Origin of the sequence: Vibrio hepatarius (genome assembly GCF_011806575.1) — a bacterium.
Classification (GTDB): Bacteria; Pseudomonadota; Gammaproteobacteria; order Enterobacterales; family Vibrionaceae; genus Vibrio; species Vibrio hepatarius_A.
In genome coordinates this window covers 36,267-55,909 of sequence record NZ_JAATOO010000016.1, presented here as the reverse complement: position 1 = coordinate 55,909, position 19,643 = coordinate 36,267, and the positions used below count along the sequence as shown (strand labels likewise).

Below are 19,643 nucleotides of genomic sequence, written 5' to 3'. Positions count from 1 at the left end.
ATTGGTACATTTAGTGCAATTTTCTATCTTCTAATTCTTTCAGGACGAGCGAAGAATATGTTCAAAAAACTTCGTGGCATATTTTCAAATGACCTATCTATCGATTTAGGTACTGCCAACACTCTTATCTACGTTAAAGGACAGGGTATTGTTCTAGACGAGCCTTCAGTTGTCGCTATTCGTCAAGATCGCAAAGGCGCGGGTAAAAGCGTTGCCGCTGTTGGTCACGCAGCGAAACAAATGCTAGGTCGTACTCCTGGTAACATCTCAGCTATCCGTCCGATGAAAGATGGTGTTATTGCTGACTTCTACGTAACAGAAAAAATGCTACAGCACTTCATTAAGCAAGTGCACGACAACAGCGTACTAAAACCAAGCCCACGCGTACTTGTGTGTGTGCCTTGTGGCTCTACACAAGTTGAGCGCCGTGCAATTCGTGAATCAGCACTGGGTGCTGGTGCACGTGAAGTGTACTTAATTGATGAGCCAATGGCGGCGGCTATCGGTGCAGGCCTACGCGTATCTGAGCCTACCGGTTCTATGGTGGTCGATATCGGTGGTGGTACAACGGAAGTCGCGGTTATCTCGCTAAACGGCGTTGTTTACTCCTCATCTGTACGTATCGGCGGTGACCGTTTTGATGAAGCGATCATCAACTACGTACGTCGTAACTACGGCAGCTTAATCGGTGAAGCAACTGCAGAGAAGATCAAACACGAGATTGGCTCAGCTTATCCTGGTGATGAAGTTGAAGAGATCGAAGTGCGTGGTCGTAACCTTGCAGAAGGTGTACCGCGCAGCTTTAGCCTAAACTCAAACGAAATCCTAGAAGCGCTTCAAGAGCCGCTAACGGGTATCGTATCTGCAGTCATGGTTGCACTAGAACAGTGTCCGCCAGAGCTAGCGTCAGACATTTCTGAAAACGGTATGGTACTGACAGGTGGTGGTGCGCTACTGAAAGACCTAGACCGTCTGCTAACCGAAGAAACGGGCATTCCAGTGGTTATCGCTGAAGATCCACTAACCTGTGTGGCTCGTGGCGGCGGTAAAGCTCTAGAAATGATCGACATGCACGGTGGCGATCTATTTAGCGAAGAATAAATCGTATCGCCTTAGTTTGGCTAAGGTATCAAGATAAGGAACTCATATTCAATGAAGCCTATTTTTGGCCGAGGACCTTCACTTCAGTTACGTCTGTTTTTTGCCGTTATTCTATCAGCCAGCCTCATGCTGGCTGATAGTCGTTTAGGCGCATTTGCCGAAGTGCGTTACATACTCAACAGTATCGTAGCGCCCATTCAGTATCTGGCTGACGTGCCTCGTGTCGTATTTGATGATGCTTACGAGCGTTTTAACGTGCGTAAAAGCTACATGGAAAGCAACTACACGTTAAAAAGAGAGATCCTACGCCTGAAGAATGATCTACTGTTGCTCGATCAATACCGCGAAGAAAACCAAAGACTGCGTAAACTGTTAGGTTCTTCGTTTGTCCGTGATGAACGCAAGGTTGTCACTGAGGTAATGGCAGTGGATACCTCGCCATATCGTCACCAAGTTGTGATCGATAAAGGCCAGATCGACGGTGTTTACGTAGGTCAACCAGTCGCAAACGAGAAAGGTATTGTTGGTCAGGTGACATTTGTCTCGGCTCACAATAGCCGCGTGTTACTGCTTACCGATAGCTTAAGTGCGATTCCGGTTCAGGTGATCCGCAATGACATTCGTGTGATTGCTTCGGGCAGTGGCGATATGGAACACATCAACTTAGACCATATTCCTATCAGCCTTGATATTCAGGAAGGGGACTTGTTGGTCACCTCCGGATTAGGCGGTGTATACCCAGAGGGTTACCCAGTCGCTCATGTCTCGAAGGTTGACCGCGATAACGCGCGCGAGTTCGCCCAAATCGAAGCTGAACCGGTGGTGGACTTTGAAAGACTTCGTTACCTACTACTGATTTGGCCAAATGATTCAAGACAGGAAAAAATTCAGCAAGTGATCCCGGAACAACAAGAGGAACTCACCAATGGCAAATAGCATCTTTAAAGGACGCTTAGTGGTTTTGTGTTCTTTCTTGATAGCACTAACGTTGCAGACGATTCCTTGGCCGGGCACGCTCGATTTACTGCGTCCATCTTGGTTATTGTTGGTTACTTGTTATTGGGTTCTGGCGCTGCCACATCGAGTTAACGTCGGGACTGCACTGGTCCTTGGCTTGCTTTGGGATTTACTACTCGGATCTACATTAGGGATTCGCGGTATGATGTTGTCTATCGTCATTTACCTTGTTGCACTAAACTTTCTGGTAATTCGTAATATGGCGCTTTGGCAGCAAGCCATTCTTATCGCCTTAATGTCAGTGATCTTGGATCTATTGATTTTCTGCGGTGAGTACCTGATTCAGGACATCTCCTTTAATCCAGTCACCTTATGGAGCGGCGTGATTAACTTTATTCTCTGGCCTTGGATGTTCTTATTAATGCGCCGAGTCAGACGCAGTTGGCATGTGAGGTAAACATGAGCAAAGCGTTAGTTTTAGCCTCGTCGTCACCGCGACGTAAAGAGTTGCTGTCACAACTGGGTTACGAGTTCACGGTACTTGCTACTCACGTTGAAGAACGTCGTGAAGCGCATGAAAGTGCCGCGGAGTATGTTGCGAGGTTATCGCAAGACAAAGCGTTGGCAGCGCTAGAGATGAAGCCAGAATCAGTCGTGCTCGGTTCGGATACGGTTGTGGTGTGTGACGGGCAAGTGCTCGAAAAGCCGCTAGACTTTGCCCATGCAAAGCAAATGCTGCAGATGCTATCGGGTAAAGAGCACCAGGTAATGACGGCCGTTACCGTTGCAGATGAACAGAATCAACAGACCGTCGTAGTATCGACGAGCGTATGGTTTAAAACCTTGTCAGACAATGAAATAGAACAATATTGGCAGTCAGGTGAACCATGCGACAAAGCTGGTAGTTATGGTATTCAAGGATTAGGTGGACGTTTTGTAACCCGCATTGAAGGCAGTTATCACGCCGTTGTAGGGCTTCCATTATTTGAAACTGACCAGCTGCTGCATAAGTTTTTATAATTTTAACTTTGAGGTGCGCTCATGAGTGCAGAGTTGCTGATCAATGTCACCCCGAGTGAGACTCGGGTCGCCATGATTGAAGGGGGGACCCTACAAGAAATCCATGTAGAACGTGAATCAAAACGAGGTATCGTCGGAAACATTTACAAAGGCAAAGTGAGCCGCGTACTTCCGGGAATGCAGGCTGCATTTGTCGATATTGGCCTTGAAAAAGCCGCGTTCTTGCATGCTTCTGATATTGTCCCTCACACAGAATGTGTTGCTGAAAATGAAAAGCAGCAGTTCCAAGTGCGTGATATTTCTGAATTGGTTCGCCAAGGTCAGGATATCGTTGTGCAAGTGGTTAAAGACCCGCTTGGCACTAAAGGCGCGCGTCTGACTACCGACATTACCCTACCTTCCCGTTATCTGGTGTTTATGCCGGGTGCGAGCCACGTGGGCGTTTCTCAACGCATCGAAAGTGAAGAAGAACGTAACCGTTTGAAGAAAGTCGTAGGTCACTACTGTGACGAAGACGGTGGCTTTATCATTCGTACTGCCGCTGAAGGCGCGGTCGACAAAGAGCTTTCGCAAGACGCCGCGTTTCTTAAACGTTTATGGTCAAAGGTGATGGAGCGCCGCGTTAAGTACAAAACGCGTTCTACGCTCTACGGTGAACTTGGCCTTTCTCAGCGCATCCTACGTGATTTCGTTGGTACGGAACTGACAAAAATTTTGGTCGATTCACGTCAGGAATTTGAGAACTTAAAAGAGTTCACTTCCGAGTATGTGCCGGAGCTGACCGATAAACTTGAGCTGCACGAAGGCGATAAGCCTATCTTCGATATGTACGACACCGAAAATGAGATCCAGCGTTCACTAGAGCGTAAGGTGGAACTCAAATCGGGCGGTTATCTGATTATTGATCAAACCGAAGCGATGACCACGGTGGATATCAACACTGGTGCGTTTGTCGGCCGACGTAACCTCGAAGAGACCATCTTCAACACCAACATCGAAGCGACTCAAGCGATCGCTCGCCAGCTGCGCCTGCGTAATCTGGGTGGCATCATTATTATCGACTTCATTGATATGTTGTCTGATGAGCACCGTCAGCGAGTACTTACCTCGTTAGAGGCTGCGTTATCGAAAGACCGAGTGAAGACCAATATCAACGGCTTTACTCAGTTAGGGTTGGTGGAGATGACGCGCAAACGTACTCGAGAAAGTATTGAACATGTACTGTGTTCTACCTGTCCAACTTGTGAAGGGCGTGGTAGCGTGAAAACGGTCGAGACGGTGTGTTACGAAATCTTACGTGAGATCACCCGTGTTAACCGCGCGTACGACGCGGATAAGTTCGTTGTGTATGCGTCTCCGGCCGTGGCCGATACGCTGCAAGGCGAAGAGTCCCATGCTCTTGCTGAGCTGGAAGTGTTTATTGGCAAACAAGTTAAGATTCAGGCAGAGCCGCTCTATATCCAAGAGCAGTTTGATGTCGTAATGATGTAAGGTCGTATGTGAGCTCTAGAGCAACATTATTCACAAGGTTTGTTTTATGGTTAGCCGTTACGGTGATGGTCTTATTGGCCATCGTTGTCACGGCGTTACGTATTGCTCTACCTCAGTTAAATCATTTCCAGCCAGAGATAAAACAGTGGGCGAGTGGCAGAGCCGGGTTTGAACTCGAAATCGAGGACATTCACGGCTTTTGGCGTAACCTTCACCCGTCAATTTCTCTGCAAGGCATTCAAATCCACACGCCGTCGAGCAGTGGTATCACCTTCAGTGCCGACCGCGTTGAAGTCGAACTTGACCTGGTCCAATCTCTGCTTGAACTGCAGCCAGTTGTAGCCCAATCGAGTATCTACAAATTAACCCTAGATATGACGTCGGTAAAACTGGTCAAAAACCAGCAAGATCAACCTGTGCTGGAGCCGGAAGGTTCGCAGCAAAAAGTGTTTGAGCAATTAGACAACTTGCTGCTGAGACAGCTTGATGACTTCTCGTTGATTGACTCCACCGTCCATTTACAGAGTGTAGATGGCTCCGCGATTCAGGTTGACGTTGATAAGCTGCGTTGGATAAATAAAGGTGACCGTCACCTTATCGATGGTGAAGTAGGCCTTGCAACCAGTAACATCAACTCAGTGCTGGTCAAAGCGGATTTTATTGACCACGGCTCGTTGAAAGACGTCAGTGGTGAATTCTACGCATCGGTACAAAATGTTCGAGTGACGCCTTGGCTGACGGAGTACCTCAAACAAGAAACTGGTATTGAGAAAGGCTTAATCAGCTTTAATAGCTGGTTAACGATTGAACGCTCAAAGCCAGTAAGTGCTTACTTAGAAATCGAGTCTTCAGAGCTTGTTTGGCAGGAAGGTCATCGCCACGAGCTGTTTGTTGAGTCTGGTATTTTTGAGTTACAGCCGAAAAACAACGGTTGGCAAGTAAATGCTCACTCACTTGAACTAAGAACCGACGACACACCTTGGCCTGAATTGGATATGGTGTTCGAATGGCAACCGACACAATGGCGGCTCAATGCGTCGCAGCTAGATTTGAGCACAGTAACACCTTTAATCAAGCTTGCTCCACAATCAGCGCAAACGAACGAGTTACTGGAAACCCTCAAACTTGGCGGCCTTGTTGAAGATATCCGAGTATCAATGGGAGAAGAGCTGGATAGCTTGCGCTACTCTGCCGAGTTAACCAGTGGTTCGATGGCACAATGGGAATTACTGCCAGAGCTGCATAATTTGTCGGCGAAAGTATCCGGTAACTGGTCTCAGGCCAACGCGCATGTGTCGCTAATTGACGACATTCTACCTTATGGCGATGTTTTCCAAGCGCCACTGCGGATTCGTCAGGGAGTGGTGGATATCGTTTGGCAACAAGACGAGTCGGGCTGGCGTTTATGGGCGGATAAAGTCACCGCAGCAACACCAGACCTGCAAGTGCTCGGTGCATTCAGGCTCGATTTCCCCAAAGAGAAGAGCCCTTTCCTCTCTTTTTATGCCGAAGCAGACCTCTACAACGGCGGCGAAGTATGGCGTTACTTACCGACATTGGCGCTAGGGCGCGACTTAACCGATTATCTGTCTAGCGCGATTCAGGGTGGTAAAGTCAATACTGCTAAGTTGCTCTGGTACGGTGAGCTGGGTGATTTTCCGTATAAAGACAATAACGGTATGTTCCAGGCGTGGGTTGGTCTCAAAGACGCAAAGTTCAGCTTTGATACCGCTTGGCCTCCGATCACCGATTTACAGCTGGATTTACTGTTCCAAAATGATGCGATGTACCTCGATTCTCGCAGTGCCAAACTGCAGGATGTCACCGCCACGCGCATAACTGGGCGCATTCCGGAATTAGCTCCAGGCGGCCATATAGAAATTGAAGCGAGCGCGTTTGCTCAAGGTAACGCGGTACGCGATTACATGACGGCAACCCCTTTGGTCGATTCTGTTGGAGCAGCGTTAACTGCAGTGCAAGTCACGGGTCCAGTAACGTCCAGCTTCCAGCTCAACGTTCCATTTACTTCAGAACAAGAGGTTAGAGCTTGGGGTTATGCTGACCTGAAAGACAACCAAGTTGAGATCAATACGCCACCAATGGTTCTGGAGTCGGTCTCAGGCCGTATTGAATTTGACAACGATGTGGTTAAAGCGGCTGGGATCAATGCGCAGCTTCTCACTCAACCGGTGGCGATCGACTTTACTGGTGAGAATGCCAGCCAAGGTTACGCGGTTGGTATTGATGTTGTAGGAGATTGGGATATCAAGCCTGTCGCTCCATACGTAGGTGAAAACTGGGTCAAACCTTTGCATGGTCACGCGCCTTGGCGAATGGACGTTGATATCCAGCTAAACGATGTCGGCTTTACTTACCAGATTGATACCAGCGCCGATCTAAGAATGCTGCGCAGTGACTATCCATATCCGCTCAACAAAGCTGTCAAGCAAGCGGGCAAAGCGCGACTTCAGGCGTCGGGGAACCAAGAAAGTATCTCCGCTCGTTTGCAATTGCCAAACGCTAAATATCAAACCGAAATTGATATTCGCCCAGACATTCCTGTTTTGCGTGCCACCAACCTTGTGCTGGGTAAAGGCAGTTTTAAGGTTAGCCCTGTGGTTGGGCATCACGCCTCAGTGAGAACCGATAAGTTTGACCTCGACCAATGGCTCGACTTTATTGGCGAGCATAAGCTGGGTAGCGCCAAAGGGAAATCGACATCGAAAATGCCGGAGGTTCCGATGCCTCAGCGCGTGGCGCTGAACGTGAAGGAACTGAAACTTGCGGGTATCGACTGGAACGACGTCGTGTTCTCGGCTAAAGAAAAAGACCTAAGCTGGTATATGAAGCTGTCAAGCCAAGAGGCTAAAGGTGAAGCGACCTATATTGCGCCGTATGACCTGACGGTCGCATTGGAGCGTCTACACGTATTCGTGCCTGCTTTGGACGAAGAATACAAAGATTCGACCTTGTTAGATATCGAAGACGAAGAGCAGCCGCTGATCACCGCTTTCGATCGCACCCTACACCAGCAAATCCCGAATCTTACCCTGACGATCGATGACTTTTGGTTCCAAGGCTATAAAGTCGGTAAAGCGAACCTTGATCTGCAACGCAAAGGTGACCGAGTTGAGTGGAAGAAGCTCTCGTTTGAAAGCGGCACCAATAATGTCGAGATGGGCGGTTACTGGTTGCTAAACCAAACCCAAAATCACACCCGCTTAAAGGTGTCGATGAAAGGGGAAAACAACAGTGATTTGATGGAGCGTTTCGGCATTTCATCTGGCATCCAGAAAGCGCCGTTTGACTTAGATACTAACCTCGAATGGGATGGTGCTCCGTGGGGAATTAAAGTCAGCACGCTTCAAGGCAATGTGAAGACTACGCTTGGTAAAGGGATGATTTCCGATGTCAGTGGCGCGGCTCGATTACTCGGCCTGTTCAGTCTGGACTCGATTATCCGTAAGATGCAGCTCGACTTTACCGATGTGTTTGATGGCGGTATGGCATTTAACTCGATTACTGGTAGCGGCGAAATCAAAAATGGCATTTTCTTAACCAATGACATTAAGATGGATGCCGTAGCAGGCGAGATGACGATTCGCGGCTTGGCGAACTTAAACAACGAAACGGTCGACGCAGAAGTGAATTTTGTGCCAGACATTACCTCTGGTATTCCTGTGCTGACCGCGTTTGCGGTGACGCCTCAAACTGCCTTATACGTATTAGCGATCACGACGGTGATTTCACCGGTAGTAGAAGTCTTTACCCAAGTGAATTACGAAGTCAAAGGTCCGCTTGAAGCACCGGAAGTCAAAGAGCTATCGCGTAGCAAAGGCGAATTTGAATTACCGAAGAAGTTAAGGGAAATCGCAAAATAAAGGATGGGCCTCATGGATAGAGTGGGATTGATTCAAATGACATCCGGACCTGTGGTTGCAGAAAATCTGGCGTTTATTGCGCGTCAGGTGGAGTTACTGGCACAAGTCGGTGCGCAGCTGATAGTCACGCCGGAAAACTGTATCGTGTTTGGTAGCCGAGCGGACTATCACCAAATGGCACAGCCACTTGGCGAGGGCGAGGTTCACTCTCAGCTTGCAGAGCTGGCGAAGCGTCACTCTGTTTGGCTGGTGGTCGGCAGTATGCCGATTCGCAGTGGGGCTGGAGTCACGACGACCTCTTTACTGTTTGACCCGCAAGGGCAATGCGTCGCGCACTACGATAAACTGCATATGTTTGACGTTGATGTCGACGATGAACATAGCCGCTACCGCGAGTCAGAAACCTTTACCCCGGGGACAAAAATCGTCTCAGTGGAGACACCACTGGCGCATTTGGGGCTGACAATCTGTTATGATGTTCGTTTCCCGCCGCTATACAGTGAGCTGGCTCAGCGTGGTGCTAACGTCATTTTAGTGCCAGCAGCATTCACTGCTGTTACCGGGAAAGCGCATTGGGAAACCTTGCTAAGGGCAAGAGCGATAGAAAGCCAAACATGGGTTATCGCGGTTAACCAGTGCGGCACTCATCCTTGTGGACGAGAAACGTGGGGACACTCGATGGTGATATCACCTTGGGGGAAAGTCGTCGCTAGTCTAGAGAATGAGCCACAGAATTTGGTGGTCGATATCGACCTCAATCAAGTTCAAGAGTTAAGGAAAACCATGCCTGTTCTTGAGCACACCAGATTCAACAACCAGTTAAAAGTTTAAGAGCGAAGTATGACAATTAATCATGTAGAAGATGCGTTGCTAACCTCTGCAGGGCTGACACAGCAAGATGTTGCCGACACCCTAGCAAGTATGGCAACACGTCAGATCGACTATGCCGATATCTATTTCCAGTCAAGCTGGCACGAATCTCTAGTGCTTGAAGACAGCATCATCAAAGATGGCTCTTTTAACATTGATTGTGGTGTTGGTGTTCGAGCGGTGACGGGCGAAAAGACCGGTTTTGCTTACTCAGACCAAATCCAGCTCGATGGACTGAAACAAAGTGCTATCGCAGCGCGCGGTATCGCACAACAAGGCCAAAATGGCAAAGTCCAAGCGTTTCAACGTAGCGATAACCAACATGTCTACGGTGCGGTTAACCCGCTAGAGTGCTGGGAAAAAGAACAAAAGACTAAGTTATTGAAAGCGTTGGACGCTTATATTCGTACCAAAGAGCCTCTGATCAAAGAAGTTTCTATTAGCCTGAGCGGTGTGCACGAACAGATGTTGGTTGCGGCGACGGACGGCACTTATGCCGGCGATATTCGCCCGTTGGTTCGTTTGTCGATCAGCGTACTGGCTCAGCGTGGTGAACGTCGTGAACGCGGCAGCGCGGGTGGCGGTGGTCGCTTTGGGTATGACTTCTTTATTTCCGAACAACAAGGTAGCCAAGTCGCGTACCAATTCGCAGACGAAGCCATTCGTATGGCGCTGGTTAACCTAGAAGCGGAAGCGGCGCCAGCTGGCGCGATGCCTGTCGTTTTGGGCTCTGGTTGGCCAGGCGTACTGCTGCATGAAGCGGTAGGTCACGGTTTAGAAGGTGACTTTAACCGTAAAGAGTCGTCGGTATTTAGCGGCAAAGTCGGCCAAAAGGTGACCTCTGAACTGTGTACGATTGTCGATGATGGCACGTTGAAAGACTTGCGTGGTTCACTCAATGTCGACGATGAAGGCGTGAAAGGGCAATACAATACTCTGATTGAAAACGGAGTGTTGAAAGGTTACATGCAAGACAAGCTTAATGCGCGTTTGATGGGCGTAGCACCGACGGGTAACGGGCGTCGTGAGTCATATGCGCATCTACCCATGCCACGAATGACCAACACTTACATGCTACCGGGTCAGCACACGCCAGAAGAGATCATCTCGACCGTGAAGAAAGGTCTGTACGCGCCAAACTTTGGCGGTGGTCAGGTTGATATCACTTCCGGTAAGTTCGTATTCTCGGCTTCTGAAGCGTATTTGATTGAAGACGGTAAGATCACTCGACCAGTGAAAGGCGCAACTTTGATCGGTTCGGGCATCGAAGCGATGCAGCAAGTGTCTATGGTGGGTAATGATCTGAGTATCGACCGTGGTGTTGGTGTATGTGGTAAAGCGGGTCAAAGTGTACCTGTAGGTGTCGGTCAGCCGACACTGAAACTCGACTCCTTGACTGTGGGCGGCACCGAGTAACCGCACCAACAACGAATAAAAAAGCTGCGATTGTCGCAGCTTTTTTTGTTGATTGATTTTTTGTGCATTGAACCGAGGATTAGATTCCGTCACGTTCGATTGGACAGCTCATACAACGTGCGCCACCGCGACCGCGACCCAGCTCGTTACCTGGAATAGTCAGTACTTCAATGCCTGCTTTGTCGTATTTTTCGTTGGTGTAAACGTTGCGCTCATAACCAATCACTACGCCTGGTTTTACGGTCAATACGTTGTTTGCGTCGTTCCATTGTTCACGCTCTGCTTCGTAGCTGTCACCACCGGTGGTAATGACTTTCAAGTAATCCAGCCCCAAAGCTTCTTCAATCGCGTGAATGTAGCTAGGCACTTGTTCAACCTTAATGTCACCATCATCTTTGGCACTTAAGCGCCATGTGTTGAGGTCTTTGCGCATGATCTCTGGGTATACCGAGAAAGTATCGATATCCATATGCGTCATGACTGTGTCCAAGTGCATGCACGAGCGGTGCTTAGGAAGCTCTATCGCGATCACTTCTTTCGCTTGGCCGTGTTTAAACAGATTCGCCGCTAAATTTTCCACGCCTTGTGCGGTGGTACGCTCAGACATGCCGATCAACACAGAACCTTTACCGATAACTAAAACGTCACCACCCTCAATGTTGGCATTATCGTAGTGAAGGTCTTCGTCACCAAAGTACTTGATAAAGTCCTGACCAGCGAACACTGGATGCCAGCGATAAATCGCTTTAAGGTGGTTTGTCTCGCGTTGGCGCGCAGGTTTCATCATTGGATTGAGTGACACACCGCCGTATACCCAGCACGAGGTATCACGTGTGAACAGGTGGTTCGGTAGTGGTTCAATAACGAAATCAAGCGGGCGATGCATCTTTGGTAACATCGATGCGGTAGAAATAGGTAGCTCAGAATAGGCAAGGCCACCAAGTAGGATAGTTGCGAGGTGCTCGTTATCCATCTCCGCTAAGTAAAAGCGCAAGTCACGCGCAAAGATAGGGCCGTAACGGAAATCTGAAATCTGAGTGTTAAGCAGCCACTCTTTCGCTTCACGTACTTCAAGCGTTTCTACCAATAGGTCATGCAGTAGTAGTACTTCGACGCCCTGCTCAGTCAAGGTCTGGGCAAATTTGTCGTGCTCTTCGCCTGCGGCTTCAACCGCTAATACGTCATCGAACAGTAGTTCATGGCAGTTTGATGGGGTTAAATGTGTCAGTGCGCGCTCCGGGCGGTTTAACAACACTCGTCTTAACTGGCCAACTTCAGAGCCTACATACAGCTTACTCATTTTGCATCCTTACAAATAACTATTGAGCGTATTTATGACAAGGATGTTATTAAGATGCAAGCGGGCATGATGGATGTAAATTCTTACTTATGACAAATGTTTGGTTATATATACTGATATTTTAATCTTGAGTGTCGAGGTTTTGCTATTTTGTATTTTTTTCCGCTTTGGCGGGAGAGTGCGTTGCTATTCGATAACCTGCTGCAACAGGTTTGTGGCGGCATTGAGCTTTTACTACATAGCTATGCATAAGCTATCTTACTAGGCGCGATAAAGTGGCTTTTTATGCATTTGGACCATATCTGGATATATGCAGAGTAAAATAATAAAAACGCATACATTGGCGGCAAATCGCCGTTGATAGCTCGGCAGATAATTCTGAATACAACAAATGATAAAAAAATGTTAACTTTCTCGTCTTGTGAACTCGATCAGATTAATTTGAGTGCGGATCTGCCAATAAAGATCCGGATCTTCAGTGATTCTGGGTGGTATTTTGCTTAGATACATGCGATAGTCCGGTGCGTTAAATTACGATCAATATTGTCACTATCTGGAGCACGACTTATGTCTCATGAAGATGAATATCTATCAGTTGAAGAATTAATTGAGATTCAAAAAGAAGATACTCGCGACATTATCCAAGCACTACTTGAAGACGGCAGTGATCCAGAAGCTCTTTATGAGATCGAGCACCACCTGTTCGCAGAAGATTTTGCAACGCTAGAAAAAGCGGTTGTTGAAGCGTTTAAAATGGGCTTTGAAGTCCTAGAAGCGGAAGAGACCGAAGACGAAGACGGCAATAAGCTACTGTGCTGTGACGCGACAATGGAATCGGCACTGAATGCTGAAGCGATTGATGCGCAAGTTGAGAAACTGGTTCACCTAGCTGAGAAATACGACATCATCTACGATGGTTGGGGTACGTATTACGAAGGTGAAGACGCGCTTTATCCAGAAGAAGATGATGAAGACGAAGCGTAATTCAACTCGCTAACTTGTTTTTGAATGCCAGTCATAACGACTGGCATTTTTGTATCTTTGTCATGCGCACTGTTTTATAATCGAAAATTGATCTAGCTCAATTAAACCAGTGGACGTTCTATGCAGCTTTCTTTAGCAGGCCTTTGGCAAATCTCTCCCCTGACAGATCTTTCGATTCCTCAAGATGATATTGAATTTCCTGCTCCACTAAGTGACAAACTGCCTGTCGAGCTAGATGAACAAACCATCGCCGAACAAGAATGGCACCTGATGCACGACATCGAAGTGGACGACGCCATGCTGGCTTTTCCTGCGGTTGACCTCGTGCTAGGTGGTGTCGATTATCACGCAGAGGTACGTCTGAACGGTATTGCCCTGTTTGATTGCGATGGCACGCAAGCCGAGTACAGAAAAGACATCCGTCCGTTCATGCAGCTTGGTCGAAACCGCTTTGAGATTCTGTTCCTTGAAGAAGAAGAGGGACTGATTTTCGACGAAGACTTGGCAGAGCTCTGCTCGTTGGGAGAGCAAAAGCCGGAAGTTTTTGATCAGCGAATCGGTATCTGGAAAGAACCGTACCTGCAGTTTATTCGTCATATGCGTTTAGAGCACATCACGACCGAACAAATCTGGCACCACGGTGGTGGATGTGAGTTTATGGTCGAGCTGTATTACAAAACATTATCCGCTGGCTTAGTGTCTGCTTCGGTCAAATTTAATGGCATGACCTATCACGTGCCGATCGATGTGAGAAACAACCACGCCAGCGCGCTATTCCAAGTCGAAGCGCCGGTTTATATCGACGCAGAAAACCCAAATCCAGCTGATTTTTATCAACTGGAAGTGAGTTTAGATGGACAGGTTCAGAGCTTCAAAATCGGTCTCAGTGAAGACCTGTGCGTGACGCATTTCCCGATCTAAGCGTGTGCGCAGTGCCATGCCGAAGTGTGTGGCGCTTGTTTACGCTGCCATACTTTCTCGTGGAAGTAGAAGGCCATGGTGTTGATGCTTGGTTCAATCATCGCCATCACTCCACCGACTAGCCAACTGCCTGTCATCAAGTACGCCACACCAAATGCAACATTAAAGTGAATCACAGCAAAGCTGGTGGTTTTGATCCCTGTTGCGTTTGCAAGAGAGCGAAGTTTTGTATGGCTTTGCCAAGTGCGTTCATGGAAGTAGAAAGCCACCGTGTTCACCATTGGTTCGATCATAGCGATCAGACTGCCAAGTAAAATATCACCAGTCAGAACGTACGCCACGCTGAAAGCAATTGTGAAGTGTATTGCGGCAAATGTGATGGTCTTTTTCATGGGATAGTCCAACCGTTGTTGTTTCGATAGAACCATTATTGATAACTATTTGCATTTAAGAAAGGTGGATATAACTATAAGATTGATAGTTAACACCGATTAAAAAAGGGCTCTTAGAGCCCTTTTTTAAATTAAAGCTATCGACTAGCCTTGTGGCTTGACGACTAAGACATTGATCGGTGACTTCTGCACCACCTTGTTAGCAACCGAGCCTAAAATCACTTTGTCGATCTTTGAACGTTTATGACTAGGCATCACGATAAGGTCAGCACCCAATTTCGCTGCGTATTCGAGAATCGTCGAAGACGGCTTCCCCTCAGCCACATTAATGCTGTAAACCACTTCTTCTGGGATATGGTCAACGGCAAACTTTTTCAGTTGCTTCTCGACATCTTGCTTCATTTTCTTCGCTGCGTCTTTCGGGAAGTAAGTCGCGACCATCGACATATGAATACCCGGAAGCACATTGAGCAAGTGCAGTTGTGCATTGGAATGTTTCGCATGCCAAACGGCGGTTTTCAGTGCTTTGTCAGAAAAGCCTTGATCGTTCAGGTCTACTGGTACAAGGATTTGTTTGTACATTGCTGTGTCTCTTATTCAACGCTCCCTTTAAGGAGCTGAGTAAATGTATCCTGATTAAAGTGTAGCTCCACCTCAACGGTGGAGCTTGTTGATTACGCGGCTTGTTGCTCTTTACGAATACGGCGTTTTTGGTTCATCCCTAAGCCAAACAAGATCAATAGCGCAGGGACGAACACCCATTCTTTCATCGGGCGGTCTGAATCGACGACAACCGAACGGATTTCCCAATCAAAATCGATACCTGCAGCTTCAGCAGGGCTACCAAACTCGACCATATCCACCAGCATGCGGCCGTTCTCGTTGTTTAGCATCAGACCCATTGAAGAGATGCGCTCTTCAGCCGTCTTCGCTCTATCATCGAACGGTAGGCGAACGGTCTTCGAGCTGTAATCGCCTTCAAGGTTTTCACCAGCGACCATCAGTTCGACCTCCTCACCTACTTTCAAGCCTTCGACAATTTCAGTCACGCTTGTACCTGGGTAAAGGATGGTGGCTGGGTAAATCTTGTCCCACCAGTAACCTGGACGGAAGAAAGTAAACGTCAGCACTAACAGTAGAACGGTTTCCCACCACTTGTTCTTGGTAAACCACCAGCCTTGGGTTGCAGCGGAGAATATCAGCATCGCAATCACCGAGGAGACGACGGTCAACGTTAAGTGCCACCAACTGTCTATGCCCATCAAGAGTAGCTGGGTGTTAAAGATAAACATAAACGGCAGGATCGCGGTTCGTATATCGTAAGTGAAACCTTGAATACCGGTTCGAATAGGATCCGACTTGGCAATCGCTGCTGCTGCAAACGCGGCTAAACCTACTGGTGGGGTATCATCGGCCAAAATACCGAAGTAGAACACGAATAGGTGGACCGCGATCAATGGAATGATCAGACCGTGTTCAGCACCCAAGGTAACGATAACCGGCGCCATCAAGGTGGATACGACGATGTAGTTCGCCGTCGTCGGTAGACCCATGCCCAAGATCAAGCTGATCACTGCGGTAAACAGCAACATTAGGATCACGCTACCACCGGAAATGAACTCGACAAAGTCGGTCATAACCAAACCGATACCTGTAAGAGTTACCACGCCAACAACCGTACCCGCCGCCGCCGTAGCAACACCGATACCGATCATATTACGCGCACCCGCGACAAGACTCTCGGCAAGATCAATAAATCCAACTTTAGTTTGTTCTAGCAGATCACCTTGTTTGGACAAGATAGCGATAAGTGGACGTTGGGTGATCAAAATGAAGATCATAAATACCGTCGCCCAGAATGCGGATAGACCAGGTGAGAAGCGTTCAACCGTCAAACACCAAACCAGCACAACGATTGGTAGTAGGTAGTGCAAGCCCGATTTAATAGTTGGACCCGGATCCGGCACTTCATTGAGTTCCGCATCGATTTCGATCTCGCCATCTTTCGCGTGACGAGCTGAGACGCTGACCAATGCTACATACGCGATCAATAACGCCACCGTCACGATTGGGGTTGCTGCTGCGCCGAAGACATCTTTGGTCCAACCCACACCGTAATAGACCACAGCACTGATTACGCATAGGCCTAAGATGGTGCCAGTAAACGACAGCAGGCTCTGCACCAGAGTTGGGTTATGGCGACGAGGCAGCCCCTCCATTCCTGCTTTACACGCTTCTAAGTGAACGATGTAAATCAGTGCGATGTAGGAAATAAGCGCAGGTAGTAGTGCGGCTTTGATAACTTCAACGTAAGAGATACCCACGTATTCAACCATCAAGAAAGCCGCGGCGCCCATGATTGGTGGTGTAAGCTGACCGTTGGTCGATGCGGCAACTTCAACAGCACCTGCTTTGGTGCCCGGGAAGCCAACGCGTTTCATCAATGGAATCGTAAAGGTACCTGTAGTAACTACGTTCGCGATCGACGAGCCTGACACTAGGCCAGAAAGACCCGATGCGACAACCGCCGCTTTCGCTGGACCACCACGCATGTGACCAAGTAGGGAGAAAGCCACCTTGATAAAGTAAGCACCTGCGCCTGCGCGCTCTAGCATGGCGCCGAATAGTACAAACAAGAATACAAATGAGGTTGATACGCCAAGCGCGACACCAAATACGCCTTCGGTGGTTAGCCAAAGGTGAGACATGGCTTTGTTCAGGCTTGCCCCTTTGTGCGCGATCACGTCTGGCATGTAAGGACCGCCAAAGGTGTAAAGTAGGAATACGGCAGCAACCACCATTAGTGGTGGACCTAACGCGCGTCGAGTCGCTTCAAGAAGCAAGACCATACCGACAACCGCTACGACAATATCAACGGTTGTTGGTGCACCTGAACGTCCGGCTAGTTCGGTATAAAACAAATAAATGTAGGCAGCAGAAAAACTACCCGCTAGTGCAAGTATCCAATCTAGAGCAGGAATGCGGTCTCGCGGAGAATGCTTCAGTGCTGGATAAGCGGTAAACGCAAGAAATACCGCAAACATAAGGTGTATTGAACGCGCTTCCGTGTCATTGAGTACGCCAAAATTAAAAATAAAAGGCAGAGGGGATGCGTACCATAGTTGAAATAGTGACCAGCATAGTGGCACAAACCAAAGGATGCGACCGGGAACCCCTTGCGGGGCACGAGCACCTGTATCGGCTTGAGCGACCATATCTTGCACATCTTGAGACGGAGATGTTGTCTTCGACATGTACTTTATCCTTGTTATATGTGGTTCGATTATTTTTGTTTTGTGAACCGATATTTAACATCTTTCAGTGTAGTGAAAAGATGAAATATTGCTCAGTCGTTTGATTTTCTTAGGTATAAAACGGAGTTGAGTTTCAAAAATGTGAAACTCTAAACATGGTGTCAGTAAAGAAAAAGTCACCGAGAATGACTGGGGAGGCTCACACCTCCCCAGAACAAAGAACGCTTACTTAAGTAGGCCAACTTCTTTGTAGTACTTCTCTGCACCTGGGTGTAGAGGGATTGAAAGACCAGCTTTCACCATGTCTTCTTTTTTCAAGTTTGCAAATGCAGGGTGAAGACGCTTAAACGTATCGAAGTTTTCGAATACCGCTTTTGCTACGTTGTACGCCACTTCGTCAGATACATCGCTAGTGGTTACCATAGTTGCAGCAACACCAAAGCTGTTTACGTCTTTATCTGTACCGCGGTACATACCTGCTGGTACTGTGCTGTACGCGTAGTAAGGGTTGTTAGATACGATCTCATCGATCTTAGGACCAGATGCCGATACTAGCTTCGCATCACATGACGTTGTCGCTTCTTTGATTGATCCGTTTGGATGGCCAACCACGTACACGAATGCGTCGATCTTGTTATCACACAGTGCTTGAGAACGCTCTGAGCCTTTTAGCTCTGACGCTAGTTTGAAGCTGTCGTTTGTCCAACCCATCGCTTCCATAACAACACCCATGGTCGCACGGTCACCAGAGCCTGGGTTACCGATGTTTACGCGCTTACCCGCTAGGTCTGTTACGTTCTCAATGCCAGCATCGCTACGTGCGATGATGTTGAAAGGTTCAGTGTGAAGAGAGAACATTGCACGCAGTTTTTTGTACGGACCTTGTTCTTCAAACTTACTTGTGCCGTTGTAACCGTGGTATTGCCAATCTGACTGAACGATACCGAAATCTAGTTCGCCTGCACGGATAGTGTTGACGTTGTAGATTGAACCGCCAGTAGATTCTACTGAACAACGAATGTTGTGGTCTTTACGGCCTTTGTTAACCAGCTTACAAATTGCACCACCAGTTGGGTAGTAAACACCTGTCACAGAGCCCGTACCAATAGTGATGAATTCCTGAGCGTTAACTGCGCCAGCGCCCATTACCGCTGCTGCAATAGCGCCAACTTTGATAAGTTTGTTAAATGCCATGAATTTCCCTTCCTTTATTCATTATTAACCCTAAGGCAAGTGTAGTTGCTTCGGGAGTTTCCTAGTATTGGAAACGGCATCTTTTTCAATCCATTTGTTGAAAAAGTGTCTGAATAATACCAAAAAATCGCTAAATAATTACACGATTGTTAATCAATGTAGTGAAAAATAGTGAAGAGTGCCCAGACGGTAAAATCAAAACTTACCGTTAAAGGTAAGAAAAATCATACATTTATGGGATTTGTCTTTATTGAGGTGATTTTCATAAGATGTGAACTGAATCACGCCATAAAATTGGCGGCGCGATTCAAATTACTGACTTAAACTGGAAACTATCCAGTATATTCAAAGAGTTCGCACACTGAACTGAATAATTGCTCTGTGGTTACCGATAGGGTTGGAGTAATGAAAATCGTATCATCACCAGCAACAACACCAAGGATACCTTCTGACTTACCTAAAGAGTCCAATAGACGAGCAATCAGCTGCGCTGCACCTGGGCCAGTATGAATAACAACCACTGCATTGTTGTGGTCAATATCTAATACTAACTCGCGAAGTGAGCTTGATACCGTCGGGACACCTAATTCCGCAGGAAGGCAGTAAACCATTTCCATTTTGGCATTTCGTGTACGTACAGCACCAAACTTGGTCAGCATACGTGAAACTTTTGATTGGTTGATATTCTCAAAGCCTTCGTTTTTCAGAGCTTCTACGATATCCCCTTGAGAGCCGAAGCGTTCTTCCTTCAATAGGGCTTTGAAGGCGCGGACTAGGTTGTCTTGTTTTTCTGAATGGCGCATGGTTCTCTTTCACCAAATAGTTCTATAAAAAGCAAGTGCATATTCTCGCATAGCTATGC

At 47.7% G+C, this 19,643-nt stretch carries 16 protein-coding genes; 10 read left to right on the top strand and 6 right to left on the bottom strand.

All coding sequences use genetic code 11. From position 1 onward, the window contains the following. The first annotated feature begins 57 nt into the window (after window positions 1–57). Genes HCZ42_RS13745 through tldD form a run of 8 tightly spaced genes read left to right on the top strand, consistent with a single transcriptional unit; the run spans window position 58 to window position 10,736 of the window. A complete protein-coding gene (locus HCZ42_RS13745) occupies window positions 58–1,101 on the top strand; it encodes a rod shape-determining protein (RefSeq protein ID WP_053410609.1) in 1,044 nt (347 codons plus the stop codon). Window positions 1,102–1,152: 51 nt separating this feature from the next. Then, window positions 1,153–2,037: a rod shape-determining protein MreC gene (gene mreC, locus HCZ42_RS13740; protein WP_167421227.1), complete on the top strand. Its 885-nt coding sequence runs from the start codon at window positions 1,153–1,155 to the stop codon at window positions 2,035–2,037. Continuing rightward, the gene (mreD, locus tag HCZ42_RS13735; RefSeq protein ID WP_167421226.1) at window positions 2,027–2,515 is read left to right on the top strand and encodes a rod shape-determining protein MreD; all 489 of its coding nucleotides are present in this window, start codon (window positions 2,027–2,029) and stop codon (window positions 2,513–2,515) included. The genes mreC and mreD overlap by 11 nt, the downstream gene beginning before the upstream one ends. 2 nt (window positions 2,516–2,517) lie before the next feature. Continuing rightward, window positions 2,518–3,078, top strand: coding sequence for a Maf family protein (locus tag HCZ42_RS13730; RefSeq protein WP_167421225.1), 561 nt, complete (start codon window positions 2,518–2,520; stop codon window positions 3,076–3,078). Between the two features lie 21 nt (window positions 3,079–3,099). Next, window positions 3,100–4,569 (top strand): ribonuclease G, encoded by a 1,470-nt coding sequence (gene rng, locus HCZ42_RS13725; protein ID WP_167421224.1) that lies wholly within the window; start codon window positions 3,100–3,102, stop codon window positions 4,567–4,569. Between the two features lie 8 nt (window positions 4,570–4,577). Further along, complete coding sequence (locus tag HCZ42_RS13720; RefSeq protein WP_167421223.1) at window positions 4,578–8,450, top strand: YhdP family protein; 3,873 nt, start codon at window positions 4,578–4,580, stop codon at window positions 8,448–8,450. Window positions 8,451–8,462: 12 nt separating this feature from the next. After that, window positions 8,463–9,281, top strand: a complete 819-nt coding sequence (locus tag HCZ42_RS13715; RefSeq protein WP_167421222.1) for a carbon-nitrogen hydrolase family protein — start codon at window positions 8,463–8,465, stop codon at window positions 9,279–9,281. A 9-nt stretch (window positions 9,282–9,290) separates the two neighbouring features. Continuing rightward, window positions 9,291–10,736: a metalloprotease TldD gene (gene tldD, locus HCZ42_RS13710; RefSeq protein WP_167421221.1), complete on the top strand. Its 1,446-nt coding sequence runs from the start codon at window positions 9,291–9,293 to the stop codon at window positions 10,734–10,736. 79 nt (window positions 10,737–10,815) lie between these two features. Here tldD and arcA read toward each other — a convergent pair whose 3' ends face one another. Continuing rightward, window positions 10,816–12,036, bottom strand: coding sequence for an arginine deiminase (gene arcA / locus HCZ42_RS13705; RefSeq protein ID WP_167421220.1), 1,221 nt, complete (start codon window positions 12,034–12,036; stop codon window positions 10,816–10,818). Window positions 12,037–12,603: 567 nt separating this feature from the next. On the opposite strand from arcA, the gene rraB reads away from it, so the two are divergent. Together rraB and HCZ42_RS13695 are read left to right on the top strand one after the other, a co-directional pair. Then, the gene (gene rraB / locus HCZ42_RS13700; RefSeq protein ID WP_167421219.1) at window positions 12,604–13,020 is read left to right on the top strand and encodes a ribonuclease E inhibitor RraB; all 417 of its coding nucleotides are present in this window, start codon (window positions 12,604–12,606) and stop codon (window positions 13,018–13,020) included. A 120-nt stretch (window positions 13,021–13,140) separates the two neighbouring features. Beyond that, window positions 13,141–13,941 carry a glycosyl hydrolase 2 galactose-binding domain-containing protein gene (locus HCZ42_RS13695; protein ID WP_167421218.1) on the top strand — a complete coding sequence of 267 codons (801 nt, stop codon included), beginning with the start codon at window positions 13,141–13,143 and terminating at the stop codon, window positions 13,939–13,941. Here HCZ42_RS13695 and HCZ42_RS13690 read toward each other — a convergent pair. From HCZ42_RS13690 to argR, 5 genes are all read right to left on the bottom strand, one after another. Next, window positions 13,938–14,333, bottom strand: coding sequence for a DUF2061 domain-containing protein (locus HCZ42_RS13690; RefSeq protein WP_167421217.1), 396 nt, complete (start codon window positions 14,331–14,333; stop codon window positions 13,938–13,940). The genes HCZ42_RS13695 and HCZ42_RS13690 overlap by 4 nt on opposite strands. 144 nt (window positions 14,334–14,477) lie before the next feature. Further along, the gene (locus tag HCZ42_RS13685; RefSeq protein WP_167421216.1) at window positions 14,478–14,915 is read right to left on the bottom strand and encodes a universal stress protein; all 438 of its coding nucleotides are present in this window, start codon (window positions 14,913–14,915) and stop codon (window positions 14,478–14,480) included. A gap of 92 nt (window positions 14,916–15,007) precedes the next feature. Next, window positions 15,008–17,587 carry a TRAP transporter permease gene (locus tag HCZ42_RS13680; RefSeq protein ID WP_167421215.1) on the bottom strand — a complete coding sequence of 860 codons (2,580 nt, stop codon included), beginning with the start codon at window positions 17,585–17,587 and terminating at the stop codon, window positions 15,008–15,010. Window positions 17,588–17,812: 225 nt separating this feature from the next. Next, a complete protein-coding gene (locus tag HCZ42_RS13675) occupies window positions 17,813–18,781 on the bottom strand; it encodes a TAXI family TRAP transporter solute-binding subunit (RefSeq protein ID WP_167421214.1) in 969 nt (322 codons plus the stop codon). Window positions 18,782–19,113: 332 nt separating this feature from the next. Further along, window positions 19,114–19,584, bottom strand: a complete 471-nt coding sequence (argR, locus tag HCZ42_RS13670) for a transcriptional regulator ArgR (RefSeq protein ID WP_167421213.1) — start codon at window positions 19,582–19,584, stop codon at window positions 19,114–19,116. Window positions 19,585–19,643: the final 59 nt, after the last annotated feature.

Bases quoted from the DNA above. Each gene is read 5' to 3' on its own strand.
- HCZ42_RS13745 (WP_053410609.1), top strand. From the start codon at position 58: ATGTTCAAAAAACTTCGTGGCATATTTTCAAATGACCTATCTATCGAT.
- mreC (WP_167421227.1), top strand. From the start codon at position 1,153: ATGAAGCCTATTTTTGGCCGAGGACCTTCACTTCAGTTACGTCTGTTT.
- mreD (WP_167421226.1), top strand. From the start codon at position 2,027: ATGGCAAATAGCATCTTTAAAGGACGCTTAGTGGTTTTGTGTTCTTTC.
- HCZ42_RS13730 (WP_167421225.1), top strand. From the start codon at position 2,518: ATGAGCAAAGCGTTAGTTTTAGCCTCGTCGTCACCGCGACGTAAAGAG.
- rng (WP_167421224.1), top strand. From the start codon at position 3,100: ATGAGTGCAGAGTTGCTGATCAATGTCACCCCGAGTGAGACTCGGGTC.
- HCZ42_RS13715 (WP_167421222.1), top strand. From the start codon at position 8,463: ATGGATAGAGTGGGATTGATTCAAATGACATCCGGACCTGTGGTTGCA.
- tldD (WP_167421221.1), top strand. From the start codon at position 9,291: ATGACAATTAATCATGTAGAAGATGCGTTGCTAACCTCTGCAGGGCTG.
- arcA (WP_167421220.1), bottom strand. From the start codon at position 12,036: ATGAGTAAGCTGTATGTAGGCTCTGAAGTTGGCCAGTTAAGACGAGTG.
- rraB (WP_167421219.1), top strand. From the start codon at position 12,604: ATGTCTCATGAAGATGAATATCTATCAGTTGAAGAATTAATTGAGATT.
- HCZ42_RS13695 (WP_167421218.1), top strand. From the start codon at position 13,141: ATGCAGCTTTCTTTAGCAGGCCTTTGGCAAATCTCTCCCCTGACAGAT.
- HCZ42_RS13690 (WP_167421217.1), bottom strand. From the start codon at position 14,333: ATGAAAAAGACCATCACATTTGCCGCAATACACTTCACAATTGCTTTC.
- HCZ42_RS13685 (WP_167421216.1), bottom strand. From the start codon at position 14,915: ATGTACAAACAAATCCTTGTACCAGTAGACCTGAACGATCAAGGCTTT.
- HCZ42_RS13680 (WP_167421215.1), bottom strand. From the start codon at position 17,587: ATGTCGAAGACAACATCTCCGTCTCAAGATGTGCAAGATATGGTCGCT.
- HCZ42_RS13675 (WP_167421214.1), bottom strand. From the start codon at position 18,781: ATGGCATTTAACAAACTTATCAAAGTTGGCGCTATTGCAGCAGCGGTA.
- argR (WP_167421213.1), bottom strand. From the start codon at position 19,584: ATGCGCCATTCAGAAAAACAAGACAACCTAGTCCGCGCCTTCAAAGCC.